At 73.1% G+C, this 16,291-nt stretch carries 10 protein-coding genes; 4 read left to right on the top strand and 6 right to left on the bottom strand.

From position 1 onward, the window contains the following. Positions 1-22: 22 nt before the first annotated feature. Positions 23-961 (top strand): SDR family oxidoreductase, encoded by a 939-nt coding sequence (locus CP977_RS09875; RefSeq protein WP_062756323.1) that lies wholly within the window; start codon positions 23-25, stop codon positions 959-961. A 33-nt stretch (positions 962-994) separates the two neighbouring features. Here the strand turns inward: CP977_RS09875 and CP977_RS09870 are convergent, their stop codons facing one another. From CP977_RS09870 to CP977_RS09845, 6 genes are all read right to left on the bottom strand, one after another. Further along, on the bottom strand, positions 995-1,960 hold the full coding sequence (locus CP977_RS09870; protein WP_062756326.1) for a helix-turn-helix transcriptional regulator: 966 nt from the start codon (positions 1,958-1,960) through the stop codon (positions 995-997). 45 nt (positions 1,961-2,005) lie between these two features. After that, positions 2,006-4,720, bottom strand: coding sequence for a pyruvate dehydrogenase (acetyl-transferring), homodimeric type (aceE, locus tag CP977_RS09865; RefSeq protein WP_062756328.1), 2,715 nt, complete (start codon positions 4,718-4,720; stop codon positions 2,006-2,008). A gap of 302 nt (positions 4,721-5,022) precedes the next feature. Continuing rightward, positions 5,023-5,646, bottom strand: a complete 624-nt coding sequence (locus CP977_RS09860; protein ID WP_030205765.1) for a GntR family transcriptional regulator — start codon at positions 5,644-5,646, stop codon at positions 5,023-5,025. Between the two features lie 130 nt (positions 5,647-5,776). After that, the gene (gene sucB, locus CP977_RS09855; RefSeq protein ID WP_152369925.1) at positions 5,777-7,531 is read right to left on the bottom strand and encodes a 2-oxoglutarate dehydrogenase, E2 component, dihydrolipoamide succinyltransferase; all 1,755 of its coding nucleotides are present in this window, start codon (positions 7,529-7,531) and stop codon (positions 5,777-5,779) included. Positions 7,532-7,593: 62 nt separating this feature from the next. Next, the gene (gene lpdA / locus CP977_RS09850) at positions 7,594-8,982 is read right to left on the bottom strand and encodes a dihydrolipoyl dehydrogenase (RefSeq protein ID WP_062756332.1); all 1,389 of its coding nucleotides are present in this window, start codon (positions 8,980-8,982) and stop codon (positions 7,594-7,596) included. A gap of 298 nt (positions 8,983-9,280) precedes the next feature. Beyond that, positions 9,281-10,789 carry a leucyl aminopeptidase gene (locus tag CP977_RS09845; protein WP_152369924.1) on the bottom strand — a complete coding sequence of 503 codons (1,509 nt, stop codon included), beginning with the start codon at positions 10,787-10,789 and terminating at the stop codon, positions 9,281-9,283. 315 nt (positions 10,790-11,104) lie between these two features. Here CP977_RS09845 and CP977_RS09840 point away from each other — a divergent pair, with 315 nt between their 5' ends. From CP977_RS09840 to CP977_RS09830, 3 genes are read left to right on the top strand one after another with little or no spacing between them, the layout of a single operon-like run. After that, on the top strand, positions 11,105-13,222 hold the full coding sequence (locus tag CP977_RS09840) for a hypothetical protein (RefSeq protein WP_152369923.1): 2,118 nt from the start codon (positions 11,105-11,107) through the stop codon (positions 13,220-13,222). Between the two features lie 27 nt (positions 13,223-13,249). Next, positions 13,250-14,773 (top strand): GT4 family glycosyltransferase PelF, encoded by a 1,524-nt coding sequence (pelF, locus tag CP977_RS09835; RefSeq protein WP_152369922.1) that lies wholly within the window; start codon positions 13,250-13,252, stop codon positions 14,771-14,773. Beyond that, positions 14,770-16,230 (top strand): hypothetical protein, encoded by a 1,461-nt coding sequence (locus CP977_RS09830; protein ID WP_152369921.1) that lies wholly within the window; start codon positions 14,770-14,772, stop codon positions 16,228-16,230. The genes pelF and CP977_RS09830 overlap by 4 nt, the downstream gene beginning before the upstream one ends. Positions 16,231-16,291 lie beyond the last annotated feature (61 nt).

Below are 16,291 nucleotides of genomic sequence, written 5' to 3'. Positions count from 1 at the left end.
CTTTCCTGCCAGCCTGGTCCCCATGAGCACCGAGACATCCGACAACAAGCCCCTGCGCGGACGGATCTGCCTGGTCGCCGGGGCCACCCGGGGCGCCGGACGGGCCATCGCCGTCCAGCTCGGCACCGCCGGAGCCACCGTCTACGTCACCGGACGCACCACCCGCGAGAAGGTCAGCGAGGTCGGCCGGACCACCGAGACCATCGAGGAGACCGCCGAACTGGTGACGGCCGCCGGCGGCGAGGGGATCGCCGTCCCCACCGACCACCTGGAACCCGACCAGGTCGCCGCCCTGGTCGACCGTATCGACCGCGAGCGGGGCCGCCTCGACGTCCTCGTCAACGACATCTGGGGCGGCGAACACCTCGTCGTCGCCGGCTTCGACAAGAAGATCTGGGAGGTGGACCTCGCCGACGGCCTGCGGATGCTGGAGCTGGGCGTCAAGAGCCATCTGATCACCAGCGCGGCCGCCACCCCGCTGCTCGTCCGCAACCCCGGCGGCCTCCTGGTCGAGGTCACCGACGGCACCCAGGAGTACAACGGCACCCGCTACCGCGAGAACGTCTACTACGACCTCGCCAAGAACGCCCCGATCCGGATGGCGTTCGGCCTCGCCCGCGAGCTGGAGCCGGCCGGCTGCACGGCCGTCGCGCTCACCCCCGGCTGGCTCCGCTCGGAGCAGATGCTGGACCACTTCGGCGTCACCGAGGAGAACTGGCGCGACGCCGCCGAGAAGCTCCCCGACTTCGCCGTCGCCGAGTCCCCGGTCTACGTCGGCCGCGCGGTCGCCGCCCTCGCCGCCGACCCCGACCGGGCCCGCTGGAACGGCCGCTCGCTCTCCAGCGGGCAGCTGGCGAAGGAGTACGGCTTCACGGACGCGGACGGCTCGCGGCCGGACGCGTGGGGCTTCATCATCGCCAAGGAGACGGACGAGAACGTGTCGGTGGACGACTACCGGTAGACCGACGAAGGAGACGCCTGCCTACAGGCGCGACTACCGGTAGAGCCGTCCGAAACCCCGTGCCGCCTCCGCGAACCGTTCCCGGAGCGCGGCCGGGGCCGTCACCTCCGCCTCCGGGCCCAGGCCCAGGAGCTGGGCGAAGGCCACCTCCTCGTTCTCCACCCGCAGGGTCACCCGCAGCCGCCCGTCGGCCTCCGCCGTGCCCGCCGCCAGGGCCTCCTCGGCCGCCTCCCGGTCCGTCGCGTACGGCAGCCGCCGCGCCCCCTCCTCCGTCAGGAGCAGCACGGCCTCGGCCCGCAGCAGGGAGCGTGCGAACTCGCGGGAGCGGGCGGACCAGAACGCGGGCAGGTCGAAGCCGGGGTCCCGCTCGAAGCCCTCCCCGCCCACCGCCACCGCCGTGAAGCGGTCCACCCGGTACGTACGGAACGAACCGTCCGTCCACGCGCACGCGTACCAGACGCCCGCCTTCAGGACGAGCCCGTACGGCCGCAGCTCCCGCTCCACCTCCGTGCCGTCCCCGCGCCGGTAGCGCACCCGGGCGCACCGGTCGTCCCAGACGGCCTCCGCGAGCGCGGGCAGCAGCTCCGGGGTCGCGGGCTCCTGGTACCAGCCGGGCGCGTCCAGGTGGAAGCGCTGGGCCGCCGTACGGGGCGCGTCCCGCAGCGAGGGGAGCAGCGCCGCCGACACCTTCAGACGTGCCGCCGAGGCCGCGTCCTCCAGGCCCATGTCCCGCAGCGCGCCCGGCAGTCCGGACAGGAACAGCGCCTCCGCCTCGCCCCGGGCGAGGCCGGTGAGCCGCGTCCGGTAGCCGCCGACGAGCCGGTACCCGCCGGCCCTGCCCCGGTCCGCGTACACCGGCACCCCCGCCTCCGAGAGTGCGAGCGCGTCCCGGGCCACCGTCCGCTCCGACACCTCCAGCTCGGCGGCGAGTTCGGCCGCCGTCATCGACGGACGGGACTGGAGCAGCAGGACCAACTTGATGAGGCGGGCGGCACGCATGACTCCATCATGCGTGCCGACCGCCTCGCCGGAACGGAAGGACCCTTACAGGCCGTACCGCTCGCGCGCCTCCTTCACGGCCGACGCCTGCACCTCGCCGCGCCGCGCGAGCTGTGCGAGGGCCGCGACGACGATCGACTGCGCGTCGACGCCGAAGTGGCGGCGGGCCGCGTCGCGGGTGTCCGAGAGGCCGAAGCCGTCGGCGCCGAGCGAGGACCAGTCCTGCTCGACCCACTGCGCGATCTGGTCCGGGACCTGGCGCATGTAGTCGGAGACCGCGAGCACCGGGCCCTCGGCACCCGCCAGGGCCTCGCGGACGTACGGCACCCGCTCCTCGCCGCGCAGCAGCGCCGCGTCCGCCTCCAGGGCGTCGCGCCGCAGCTCCGTCCAGGAGGTCGCCGACCACACGTCGGCGGCCACGCCCCACTCGGCGGCGAGCAGCTTCTGCGCCTCCAGGGCCCAGTGGATGGCCGTGCCGGAGGAGAGCAGCTGGATGCGGGAGGAGTTCGCGGGGAGGTCGAGCCCGGCGGACTCGGCCGTGTTGAAGCGGTACAGGCCCTTGACGATGCCCTCGTCGATCCCGGCCGGCTTGGCGGGCTGCGGCATCGGCTCGTTGTAGACCGTGAGGTAGTAGAAGACGTCCTGGTCCTCGCCCTCGGCGGCCTCGCCGTACATCCGGCGCAGACCCTCCTTGACGATGGCCGCGACCTCGTAGGCGAACGCCGGGTCGTACGTCAGGGCCGCCGGGTTGGTGGCCGCGATCACCGGCGAGTGCCCGTCGGCGTGCTGGAGGCCCTCACCGGTGAGGGTGGTGCGGCCGGCGGTGGCGCCGACGAGGAAGCCGCGGCCGAGCTGGTCGCCGAGCTGCCACATCTGGTCGGCGGTCCGCTGCCAGCCGAACATCGAGTAGAAGATGTAGAACGGGATCATCGCCTCGCCGTGCGTGGAGTACGCGGTGGAAGCGGCGATGAAATCGGCCATCGAACCGGCCTCGGTGATCCCCTCGTTGAGGATCTGGCCGTTCTTGGCCTCCTTGTAGTACATCAGCTGGTCGCGGTCGACCGGCTCGTACGTCTGGCCCTTCGGCGAGTAGATGCCGAGGGACGGGAAGAGGCTCTCCATGCCGAAGGTGCGGGCCTCGTCCGGGACGATCGGGACCCAGCGCCTGCCGGTCTCCTTGTCGCGGATCAGGTCCTTGACCAGGCGCACGAACGCCATGGTCGTGGCCATCGACTGCGCGCCGGAGCCCTTGTCGAAGGCGGTGAACGCCTTCTCGGCCGGGGCCGGCAGCGGGGCCAGCGGGTGGACGCGGCGGGCCGGGGCCGGACCGCCGAGCGCCGCGCGGCGCTCCTGGAGGTAGCGGACCTCGGGGGAGTCGGCGCCGGGGTGGCCGTAGGGCACCTGGCCGTCGGTGAACTGCGCGTCGGAGATGGGGAGTCCGAGCAGGTCGCGCATGTTCTTGAACTCGTCGGTGGAGAGCTTCTTCATCTGGTGGTTCGCGTTCTTCGACGCGAAGCCCTCACCGAGGGTGAAGCCCTTGACGGTCTGCGCGAGGATGACCGTCGGCGCGCCCTTGAACTCCAGGGCGGCCTTGTACGCGGCGTACACCTTGCGCGGCTCGTGGCCGCCGCGCGAGAGGTGGAAGCACTCCAGGATCTTGTCGTCGCTCAGCAGCTTCGCCATCTCGACGAGCGCCGGCTCCTTGCCGAAGAAGTCCTGGCGGATGTAGGCGGCGTCGCGGGTCTGGTACGTCTGGACCTGCGCGTCCGGGACCTCGCGGAGGCGGCGGACCAGGGCGCCGGTGGTGTCGAGCGCGAACAGCTCGTCCCAGGCGTTGCCCCACAGCGACTTCACGACGTTCCAGCCGGCGCCGCGGAACTGGGCCTCCAGCTCCTGCACGATCTTGAAGTTGGCGCGGACCGGGCCGTCGAGGCGCTGCAGGTTGCAGTTGATGACGAAGGTCAGGTTGTCCAGGCCCTCGCGGGCCGCGAGCGCGAGGGCCGCGGTCGACTCGGGCTCGTCCATCTCGCCGTCGCCGAGGAACGCCCACACGTGCGAGGCGGAGACGTCCTTGATGGCGCGGTTGGTCAGGTAGCGGTTGAAGCGCGCCTGGTAGATCGCGGAGAGCGGGCCCAGACCCATGGAGACGGTCGGGAACTCCCACAGCCAGGGGAGGCGGCGCGGGTGCGGGTAGGAGGGCAGGCCGTTGCCGCCGGACTCCTGCCGGAAGTTGTCGAGGTGCGCCTCGTTCAGGCGTCCGTCGAGGAAGGCGCGGGCGTAGATGCCGGGGGAGGCGTGGCCCTGGATGTAGAGCTGGTCGCCGGAGCCGGGGGCGTCCGGGGACTCCTTGCCCTTGAAGAAGTGGTTGAAGCCCGTCTCGTACAGCCAGGCCGCGGAGGCGAAGGTGGCGATGTGGCCGCCGACGCCGTACTTGGAGCCGCGGGTGACCATCGCGGCCGCGTTCCAGCGGTTCCAGGCGGTGATCCTTCGCTCCATCTCCTCGTCGCCGCCGGTCTCGGTGACCGAGGGCTCGGCGGAGGTGGGGATGGTGTTGACGTAGTCCGTCTCCAGGAGCTTGGGGAGGGCGAGGCCCGCGCCCTCGGCGTGCTGGAGCGTGCGGCGCATCAGGTAGGCGGCCCGGTGCGGGCCGGCGGCCTTGGTGACGGCGTCCAGGGAAGCCGCCCACTCGGCGGTCTCCTCGGTGTCACGGTCCGGGAGCTGGTCGAGCTCGCTCGGAATCTTGCCTACGGGATCGGTCATGATCGCCGCCTTCCGGACAGGTGGGGGTGAAGATGGGGCCCTTGTCTGGCAGGACAGGGCGGAGGGCCGGGTGTGGCCCGCCGAAGACTGTAAACCGGCGATCGATGATCGATCAAAGGGTTGAAGGCGAAAACCTCTTCAGATCGAGAAAGTCGGCACAGGGTGCCGCGAAAAGGGGCACCCGGTGCCTTGTTTTCGCAGGTGGGGGCGGTTTTCTGAGGGGGTGCGCGCACGGATGAGCGGTCCTACGACGCGAAGAAGCGGGCCCGCCGGAGAGCGGACCCGCTGGTGTCTCTGTACGGTCAGGCGCGCGGCGCGCAGCCCAGGACGTGCGCCTTCACCAGCGCGCCGATGTTCGGGTCGCCCCGCCGGAAGGCCTCCACCAGCTCCTGGTGCTCCTCCGCGTACGACTTCTGGACCGTCCCCAGCCAGCGGATCGAGAGGGCCGTGAAGACCTCGATGCCGAGCGTCTCCCAGGTGTGCAGCAGCACGGCGTTCCCGGCGGCCTTCACCAGTTCCCGGTGGAAGGCCACCGTGTGCCGCACCTGCGCCGTCCCGTCCGAGGCCGCGTCCGCCTCGTACAGGGCCGCCACGTGCGGCTCCAGGGCCGAGCAGTCCGCCGAGAGGCGCCCGGCCGCCAGCTCGGCCGCGATCTGCTCCAGACCGGCCCGTACGGGGTAGCTCTCCTCCAGGTCGGCCGCGGTCAGGTTGCGGACCCGGACGCCCTTGTTGGGCGCCGACTCGATCAGCCGCAGCGACTCCAGCTCGCGCAGCGCCTCGCGGACCGGGGTCTGGCTGACCTCCAGCTCGGTCGCGATCCGGCGCTCCACGATCCGCTCGCCCGGCTTCCAGCGGCCGCTGACGATCCCCTCCACGATGTGCTCGCGGATCTGTTCGCGCAGCGAGTGGACGACGGGGACGGTCATGAAGGGCTCCTCGGGGAGTGTTGACCCTTAGACAATACGGCGGCGCCCCCGTCCGGAAACACTTCCGGACGGGGGCGCCGCAGGTGAGGCTCGTTACGTTGCGGACGGACCGGAGCCCGCCCGCACGCGACTACAGACCGAGGTCCACCTCGAACTCGCCGGCCTCCAGGATCGCCTTGACGGCCGTCAGGTAGCGGGCGGCGTCGGCGCCGTCCACCAGACGGTGGTCGTAGGACAGCGCGACGTACGTCATGTCGCGGATCGCGATCGTCTCGCCCAGGTCGGGGTGGTCGATGACGACCGGACGGCGCACGGTGGCGCCGATGCCCAGGATGGCGACCTGGTTCGGGGGCACGATGATCGTGTCGAACAGCGCGCCGCGCGAACCGGTGTTGGAGATGGTGAAGGTCGCGCCGGCCAGGTCGTCCGGCGTGATCTTGCTGGCGCGCACGGCGCCGGCCAGCTCCGCGGTCTTCTTCGAGATGCCGGCGATGTTGAGGTCGCCCGCACCCTTGATGACCGGGGTCATCAGACCCTTCTCGGAGTCCACCGCGATACCGATGTTCTCGGTGTCGAAGTAGGTGATCGTGCCCTCGTCCTCGTTGATCCGGGCGTTGATGACCGGGTGGGCCTTCAGCGCCTGGGCCGCCGCCTTCACGAAGAACGGCATCGGGGAGAGCTTGACGCCCTCACGGGCGGCGAAGGCGTCCTTGGCGCGGGCGCGCAGCTTCATCAGCTTGGTGATGTCGACCTCGACGACCGAGGTCAGCTGGGCCTGGCCGTGCAGCGCCTTCATCATGTTGTCGCCGATGACCTTGCGCATGCGGGTCATCTTGACGGTCTGGCCGCGCAGCGGGGAGGCCTCCAGAGCGGGGGCCTTCGGCGCGGACGCGGCCGGAGCGGCGGCGGCCGGGGCCTGGGCGGCCTTCTTGGCCTCGGCGGCCGCGAGGACGTCCTGCTTGCGGATGCGGCCGCCGACGCCGGAGCCCTTGACGGAGCCCAGGTCGACACCGTTCTCGGTGGCGAGCTTGCGGACCAGCGGGGTCACGTAGGCGCCGTCCTCGGCCGGAGCGGCCTGGGCCGGAGCGGCCGGAGCCGGAGCCGGGGCGGCCGGAGCCGGGGCCTGGGCGGCGGGAGCGGCCGGGGCGGGAGCCGGGGCCGGGGCGGGAGCCGCGGGGGCCTCCTCCTGCTTCGGGGCCGGAGCGGCCTCGGGAGCCGGGGCCTCCTGCGCCGGGGCGGCGGCCGGGGCCGAGCCCGCGGCACCGATGACGGCCAGCTTGGCGCCGACCTCGGCGGTCTCGTCCTCGTTGACGACGATCTCCAGGAGGACACCGGAGGCCGGGGCCGGGATCTCGGTGTCGACCTTGTCCGTGGAGACCTCGAGCAGCGGCTCGTCGGCCTCGACGGTCTCGCCGACCGACTTCAGCCAGCGGGTCACGGTGCCCTCGGTGACGGACTCGCCCAGGGCGGGCAGCACGACGTCGGTGCCCTCGGCGGAACCGCCGCCGGAGGCGGCCTCGGCCGTCGGGGCCGGGGCGGGCTGCTCGGTCTCGGTGGACGGCTCGGCCTGCGGGGCCTCCGGAGCCGGGGCCTCCTGCGCCGGGGCGGACTCGGCGGCCGGGGCCTCGGCCTCGGCGGAGTCGCCGGAGCCGTCGTCGATGATGGCCAGCTCGGCGCCGACCTCGACCGTCTCGTCCTCGGCGACCTTGATGGAGGCCAGGATGCCCGAGGCGGGGGCGGGGATCTCGGTGTCGACCTTGTCGGTCGAGACCTCGAGCAGCGGCTCGTCGGCCTCGACGCGCTCGCCCTCGGCCTTGAGCCAGCGGGTGACGGTGCCCTCGGTGACGCTCTCGCCGAGCGCCGGCAGGGTTACGGAAACCGACATGGTTTCAGTTGCTCCTAACGAATTGCGGAAAGTGGTCGTCGCGCCCTGTGATGACGTGAGCGTCAGTCGTGGGAGTGCAGCGGCTTGCCGGCCAGGGCCAGGTGGGCCTCGCCGAGCGCCTCGTTCTGCGTCGGGTGGGCGTGGATGAGCTGCGCGACCTCGGCCGGCAGCGCCTCCCAGTTGTAGATCAGCTGCGCTTCGCCGACCTGCTCGCCCATGCGGTCACCGACCATGTGGACGCCGACCACGGCACCGTCCTTGACCTGGACGAGCTTGATCTCGCCCGCGGTCTTCAGGATCTTGCTCTTGCCGTTGCCCGCGAGGTTGTACTTCAGGGCCACGACCTTGTCCGCGCCGTACACCTCCTTGGCCTTCGCCTCGGTGATGCCGACGGAGGCGACCTCGGGGTGGCAGTACGTCACCCGCGGCACGCCGTCGTAGTCGATCGGGACGGTCTTCAGACCGGCCAGCCGCTCGGCGACGAGGATGCCCTCGGCGAAGCCGACGTGCGCGAGCTGGAGGGTGGGGACCAGGTCGCCCACGGCCGAGATCGTCTCCACGTTGGTGCGCATGTACTCGTCGACCAGGACGTAGCCGCGGTCCATCGCGACGCCCTGCTCCTCGTAGCCGAGGCCGGCGGAGACCGGGCCGCGGCCGATGGCGACCAGGAGGACCTCGGCCTCGAAGGTCTTGCCGTCGGCCAGGGTGACCTTGACGCCGTTGTCGGTGTACTCGGCGGACTGGAAGAAGGTGCCGAGGTTGAACTTGATGCCGCGCTTGCGGAACGCGCGCTCAAGAAGCTTCGAGCTGTTCTCGTCCTCGACCGGCACCAGGTGCTTCATGCCCTCGATGACGGTGACGTCGGTGCCGAAGGACTTCCACGCCGAGGCGAACTCGACGCCGATGACGCCGCCGCCCAGGATGATCGCGGACTCCGGGACCCGGTCCAGGGTCAGCGCGTGGTCCGAGGTGATGATCCGGTTGCCGTCGATTTCCAGGCCCGGCAGCGACTTCGGCACGGAGCCGGTGGCCAGGAGGACGTGACGGCCCTCGACGCGACGGCCGTCCACGTCGACGGAGGTCGGGGAGGAGAGGTGACCCGTACCCTCGATGTAGGTCACCTTGCGGGAGGCGACGAGACCCTGCAGACCCTTGTAGAGGCCCGCGATCACGTCGTCCTTGTACTTGTGCACGCCCTTGATGTCGATGCCCTCGAAGGAGGCCTTGACACCGAACTGCTCCGCCTCGCGCGCCTGGTCGGCGACCTCGCCGGCGTGGAGCAGGGCCTTCGTCGGGATGCAGCCGTTGTGCAGGCAGGTGCCGCCGAGCTTGTTCTTCTCGATCAGTGCGACGTCCAGGCCCAGCTGCGCTCCGCGCAGCGCCGCGGCGTAACCGCCGCTACCGCCGCCGAGGATCACTAGGTCGAAAACGGTGCTGGCGTCGTTCGCCACGTCACGTCCTCCATGCATGTGCGCTCGTCGCCGGTCGTCCATGACCGGGCGGCGGCTGGTATTCGGCCGCTTATTTTCCGGCCCTGTGATGGGGGCCCTGTCCTGCCGAGAACCCATCTTCGCACTTGTTGGCGGATGGCGGGACGCGGGGCCGCCCTCCGGGACGGCCGATCGTCCGTACGGAGGGTTCCGGACCGCGGACGAACCCGCGGATTCCGTCGCGGTTACGTCGGGAGCGAACGGGGACGGCCCCGGGCACGCAGCCCGGGGCCGTCCGTCGCACGGGGTGGCGCGGTGCTCAGAGCTCGCCCTCGGCGGCCCGCTCGGCCAGGCGCACCAGGGTGCGGACCGAGGAGCCGGTGCCGCCCTTGGGGGTGTAGCCGTACGGGGCGCCCTCGTGGAAGGCCGGGCCCGCGATGTCCAGGTGGGCCCAGGTGATGCCCTCGCCCACGAACTCCTGGAGGAAGAGGCCGGCGACCAGGCCGCCGCCCATCCGCTCGCCCATGTTCGCGATGTCGGCGGTGGGGGAGTCCATGCCCTTGCGCAGGTCCGCCGGGAGCGGCATCGGCCAGGACGCCTCGCCGACCTCCTCCGCGATCTCGTGGATCGTGGAGCGGAACTCGTCGTCGTTGGCCATGATGCCGAAGGTGCGGCTGCCGAGCGCCAGCATCATCGCACCGGTCAGGGTCGCCACGTCGACGATCGCGTCCGGGTTCTCCTCGGAGGCGCGGGTCAGCGCGTCGGCCAGGACCAGGCGGCCCTCGGCGTCGGTGTTCAGGACCTCGACGGTCTTGCCGCTGTACATGCGCAGGACGTCGCCCGGGCGGGTGGCGGAGCCGGACGGCATGTTCTCGGCGAGCGCCAGCCAGCCGGTGACGTTGGCCTCCAGGCCGAGGCGGGCCGCGGCGACGACGGTGGAGAACACGGCGGCGGCGCCGCTCATGTCGCACTTCATCGTCTCGTTGTGGCCGGCCGGCTTCAGGGAGATGCCGCCCGAGTCGTAGGTGATGCCCTTGCCGACCAGGGCGAGGGTCTTCTCCGCCTTCGGGTGGGTGTAGGCGACGCGGACCAGGCGCGGCGGGTTCTCCGAGCCGGCGCCGACGCCGAGGATGCCGCCGTAGCCGCCCTTGGCGAGGGCCTTCTCGTCGAGGACCTGGACCTTCAGGCCGTGCTCCTTGCCGGCGGTCTGCACCGCGGCGGCGAAGGTCACCGGGGTCAGGTCGTTCGGCGGGGTGTTGATCAGGTCGCGGGCGCGGTTGATCTCCTCCGCGACGGCCTGGGCGCGCTCGGCGGCGGCCTTGTGGGCCTTGTCGCGCGGCTTGGCGCCGAGCAGGGCGACCTCGGCGAGCGGCTTCTTCGCGTCCTTGCCGGCCTCCTGGTACGCGGTGAAGGCGTACGCGCCGAGCAGGGCGCCCTCCGCGACGGCGGAGACGGCGTCGGCTTCGGCGACCGGCAGGGCGAACGCGGCCTTCTTCGAGCCGAAGAGGGCGCGGGCCGCGGTGCCGGCGGCGCGGCGCAGGGTCTCCGTGCCGAACGCCTCCCCGTCCTCGGGGGCACCGCCCAGGCCGACGGCCAGGACGACGGGGGCCTTGAGGCCGGCGGGGGCGGGCAGCTTGGTCGCCTCACCCTCGGCACCCGAGGCGCCCAGGGTCTCCAGGACGGCGGCGAGCCGGCCGTCGAAGGCCTTGTCGACGGCCTCGGCGCCCGGGGCGACGATCAGCTCCTTCCCGGACTTCGCGACGCCGACGACGAGGGCGTCGGCGCGCAGCGTCGCCGCGCCGGCAGTGCTGAGAGTGAGAGCAGTCACGGTGGTGATTTCTCGCTTCCATTGAGTTCTGTGGCGGTCGAGGGATGGGCCGACCGTGCCCGCCGCATCGTATTTCGGCCCGGAGAGCGCCGGTGACGAGCCTACGCTCGCTCACCCGGTTCGCTCACGGCGGCGTTGATTCACTCATCCGTGGTGTCTCTTTCATGTTTACCGGCCTGGCCGGCAGAGCTCCCTCCACACTCGCCTCAATCACGCAAGGGCGACGCCCTCGCCTTCGCACCATCTGCGACGTCTCCACAGGCCCGCCCGGTCCCGTCCCGGCCCGGCGCGGTCCTGCAGAGGGGGAAACCACCGATGGACTCCGGCCGAATCCGCATGCCCGGAAACACGTCCCGCACCGCCCCGGGCGACCCCGCCCCGGCCCGCACCGCCCGCCCCGCGCGCCGCATAGCCCGGACGGCGGCCCTCGCCGTCGCCGCGCTCGTCGCCACCGCCGTGCCGTCCGCGCAGGCCGCCACCGCCCCGATGCCGCGCATCGACCTCACCGTCCTGGTCGTGGACGACGGCGGCAGCGCGGTCGGGGCGATCACCGCCGAGCTGGAGGGCTCCGGCGTCCCGTACCGCAGGATCGACCTGAACGACCCGAACCGGCCGGTCGTGGACCAGGCCTTCCTCAGCGACAGGGTCGACGGGCGGCCCCGCGCCAAGTACCAGGGCGTCGTCCTGCCCCACGAGACCGCCTTCGGCGCCGGCTCCGCCGAGCAGACCGCGCTCCAGGCGTACGAGCGGACCTTCGGCATCCCGCAGGTCGACGCCTACACCTGGTCGCACCCGGGCGTCGGTCTCGACTACACCGGCGACGGCGGCCTCTCCGGCGTCCTCGACGGGGTCACCACCTCCGTCACCCCCGCCGGGAGGGCGGGCCCCTTCCGCTACCTCGCCGGCTCGCTCACCTTCGAGGACAACGACCCGGCGATCGCCGAGAGCTACGGCTACGCGGGCCGCCCCCGCGCCGGCTACACCAGCTACCTCGACGTGCCCGTCGACGGCGGCGGGCGGGCCAGCCTCGTCGGCGAGTACGCGGCCGACGGGCGCCGCGAGCTGGTCGTCACCTTCGCGTACAACCGGTACCAGCGGCAGTTCCGGGCCCTCGCCCGCGGCATCGTCGAATGGCTCACCCAGGGCATCCACCTCGGGCAGAGCCGCAACTACCTCTCCGTCCACGTGGACGACGTCTTCGCCCCCGACGCCCGCTGGGACCCCGAACGCGACTGCACCCCCGGCGACTTCGACTGCGCCGGCGGCGACGGCGAGGGCACGGCCCCGATCCGCATGACCGCCGCGGACGCCCAGTACGCCGCCGCCTGGCAGAAGGCCTCCGGCTTCACCCTCGACATGGTCTACAACGGCGGCCAGGGCGAGCAGTGGAAGGCCGAGCACGGCGGCTCCGACCCGCTCACCGACCGGCTCGTCGCCGACCGCGCCCAGTACCGGTGGATCAACCACACCTACACCCACCCCTTCCTCGGCTGCGTCCAGGACACCACCACCGTCCCCTGGCGGTGCGCCACGGACACCAAGGGCAACACCCTCTGGGTCAGCCGCGCCGAGCTGTCCGCGCAGATCCGCGACAACCACGACTGGGCCGTCCGCAAGGGCATCTCCGTCGACCGCTCCGAACTCGTCACCGGCGAGCACTCCGGCCTGAAGACCCTGCCCCAGCAGTCCGCCGACAACCCGAACCTCGCCGGCGCCCTCGCCGACAACGGCGTGAAGTGGATCGCCAGCGACAACTCCCGCGAGCCGCGGCAGCGCACCGTCGGCACCGCGACCGGCGCCGCGCAGACCGTGCCCCGCCACCCCATGAACGTGTACTACAACGTGGGCACCGCCGCCGAGATGGCCGACGAGTACAACTGGGTCTACACCTCCCGCGCCGACGGCGGCAGCGGCATCTGCGAGGCCGACCCGGCCTCCACCTGCCTGCCCGCCCCGCTGCCCCTCGCCACCGGCTACGCCGACCACATCGTCCCGCAGGAGGCGCGCATCGCGCTCTCCCACGTCCTCGGCAACGACCCGCGCCCGCACTACGTGCACCAGTCCAACCTGGCCGAGGAGCGGCTGCTCTACCCCGTCCTCGACCGCGTACTGGCCGACTACCGGGCCCTGTTCGCGCCCTCCGCGCCGCTGGTCAACCCGGCCCAGCGGGACGTCGGCACCGAGCTGACCCGCCGCGCCGCCTGGGACCGGGCCCTCGCCGCCGGGAAGGTCACCGCCTACCGGATCGGCACCACCGTCACCGTCAAGGCCCCCTCCGGGGTCGTCGCGCCCGTGACCGCCCCCGAGGGCACCCGCAAGAAGCTGCTCCTCGGCACCACCGCCTTCGGCACGGCCTACGCCGGGACCCGCTCCGCCTGGACCTCGCCCGAACTCCTCCAGAGCGCCGTCACCCTCACCGTCCCGACCACCTGACCCAGCACGTTCCGGGGGGAACCGCACATGCCGAGCCGTGGCCGTCACGTCACCATGCTCACCGAAGGCACCTATCCGCACGTCCACGGCGGGGTCAGCACCTGGTGCGACCAGCTCGTCCGGGGCATGCCCGAGGTGCGCTTCGACGTCCTCGCCCTCACCGGCAGCGGACGGGAGCCCGTCACCTGGGACCTGCCGTCCAACGTCGTCCGGCACACCGCGTTCCCCCTCTGGGGCCCGGCGCCCGTCCGCGTGCGCCGGGCCCCCCGGGGAGGGGAGCGCCGCCGCTTCCTCGACACGTACGAACGGCTCCTGCTCTCCCTGCTCGACCCGGGGACCGGCTACGACTTCGGCACCAGCCTGTACGAGCTGGCCGCCCTCGCCCGGCAGGGGAGGCTGACCGCCGCCCTCCGCTCCGAGGCCGCCCTGCGCTCCCTGATGTGGACGTGGGCCATGCCGCACCTGCCGACGCGCGCGGCCCGGCCCACCGTCCACGACGCCCTCACCGCCACCGACCTGCTCGAACACGCCCTGCGCCCGCTCGCCGCCCGGATATCCACCGGCGGTGTGGCGCACGCCGTCTCCAGCGGACTCGCCACCCTGCCGGCCCTCGCCGCGCAGCACTTCGAAGGGGTCCCCTTCCTGCTGACCGAACACGGCATCTACCTCCGCGAGCGGTACCTCGGCTACCGCACCGAGAAGCAGTCCTGGCCCGTCAAGGCCCTGATGCTCGCCTTCTACCGCGAGCTGAACACCCTCGGCTACCGCAAGGCCGACCTCATCACCCCCTGCAACCGGTACAACCGGCGCTGGGAGGAGCGCGGCGGCGCCCCCGCCGACCGCATCCGCACCGTCTACAACGGCGTCGACCCGGCCCTCTTCCCCGAGGCCGGCCCCGAGCCCGCGACCCCCACCCTCAGCTGGTGCGGACGCGTCGACCCCATCAAGGACCTGGAGACCCTGATCCGGGCGTACGCGATCTGCCGCGCCGAACTCCCCGCGCTGCGGCTGCGGTTGTTCGGCCCCGTGCCCGCCGGAAACGAGGACTACCGGACCCGCCTGGAGAAGCTCGCCGCCGAACTGGGCGTCACCGACGGCGTCACCTTCGAGGGCCGCGTCGCCGACGTGCCCTCGGCCTACGCGGCCGGCAGCGTGGTCGTGCTCTCCTCCATCAGCGAGGGCTTCCCCTTCTCCCTCATCGAGGCCATGTCCTGCGGCCGCGCCACCGTCTCCACGGACGTCGGAGGGGTACGGGAGGCCGTCGGCGACACCGGGATCGTCGTCCCGCCCCGCGAACCGGCCGTCATGGCCGCCGCGCTCTCCGCCCTCCTGCGCGACGGCGCCCGCCGCGCCGAACTGGGCCGCCTGGCCCGGCAGCGGGTCGTCGACCGCTTCACCCTGCGCCGCTCGGTGGACGGCTTCCGCCGCATCTACCGCGAACTGGCGGGCGCGGCCCCGTCCCCCCGCCCCGACCCGGAACGCCGCCCTGCCCGGACCCCCGCCGTCCGCCGCCCCCCGGCGGACCTCGTGGCGGGAGGCGCCCCGGCATGAGCGGCTCCCCCTGGCCGAAACCCCCGACGGAGGAAGACACCCTGCCGTCGATCCCGAGACCCCGCCGGGAGGAGACACCGAAGGCCCCGGAGGCCCTGGAGATCCCGAAGCCGAAGAAGGCCCCGGACACGGACCCCACCCCCGACCCCCTCGACGAACTCGCCGAGCGGCTCGACGGGTTCGTCGCCGCCGCCGTGCACCCCGACGAGGTGGCCGCGCTCCTGGAGTCCGACGGCATGACCGACGACCACATCCGGCGCACCTACGGCCGCGCCGACTCCTTCGCCCTCGCCGAGGACCTCTACGCGCGTGTGGAGCGGCGCCACCCCGCCCCGGCGGCGCCGCCCGCCGGGCCCTGGCACGGCGGGCTCGCGAACTGCCTCCTGCGCGGGCTCGTCTTCGCGCTGCCCGGCCTCGCGTACGTGCTCGCCGCCCCGCTGCTCGTGGGGGAGCAGGGCCGGTCCGGGCTCCCCGGCGGAACGGTTCCGCTGCTCGCCGGGGCCGTCACCGGCTGGGTCTGGAACCAGGCCCTGTCCCACCGCGCGTACACCTGGCTCGGCCTCGGCGACCGGCCCGCCGCCGCCCGCGCCCTGCTCACCGGCGCACCCCCGGGCGCCCTCGCCGGGACGGGCGTCGCCCTCGCGGTCGCCGCGCCCGGCGAGGGCCCGGCGGCCGTCTTCGCCGCCGGGCAGGCGCTCTACCTCGCCGCCGCGACCGTCCTCCTGGTCCTCGGCCGCGAACGGGCCCTGCTCGGCGCCCTGGTGCCGCTCGCCGGAGCCGTCCCCGCCTTCCACCGGGACCTGCCCGACCCCCTGCGGATCGGCCTCCTCCTCGCCTCCCTCACCGCCGCCACCGTCCTGGCCGCGCGCGTGCTCCGGCCGGGCCTGCGGCGGGCGGCGGCGGGACGCGGCGGACCCCCGCGCGCGGCCTCGCTCCCGTACGGCCTCTTCGGCCTCGGCAGCGGCCTGCTGGTCCTGCACGCGGGCGTCGGCACCACCCCGGTGAGCGGCGCGGGGGCCGTCGTCGCCCTCACCCTCTCCATGGGGCCCGCCGAATGGCTGCTGCACCGCTTCCGGGACGGGGCCCTGACCCGGCTGCGGACCCTCACCACCGCCCGCGAGTTCCGGCGGGCCGCCACCGGCACCCTGGTCCTCTGCCTCGGCGGCTACCTCGCCGTCCTCACCGCCCTCCTCCTGGCCGTGACCCTGCTCTGGCCGGGTGCGCCCCGGCCGGCGCTCCCGGACCTGCTCGCCCTGCTCCTCGTCGGGACCGCGCTCTGGCTCGGGCTGCTGCTCCAGGCCTTCGGCGCGGTGCTCGGCGCCGCCACCGTCTGCCTGCTCGCGGCGGCCGCGCAGACCGCGCTGCCCGCGGCGGGCCCGGCGGCGACCGGGGGAGCGGCCGCCGCGCTCGCCGTCCTCACCTGTGTTCTGCTGGTACGACCCACCGCCCACCGCTAGGGCCTGTCCGGCGGATCATGGCCGGGGCCGCGACCATGATCCGCCGGACAGGCCCTGGGGC

It is taken from the genome of Streptomyces cinereoruber, assembly GCF_009299385.1.
GTDB classification, from domain to species: Bacteria; Actinomycetota; Actinomycetes; order Streptomycetales; family Streptomycetaceae; genus Streptomyces; species Streptomyces bikiniensis.
The sequence above is the reverse complement of the archived record's forward strand: the minus strand, read 5'-3'. Positions and strand labels throughout refer to the sequence as shown.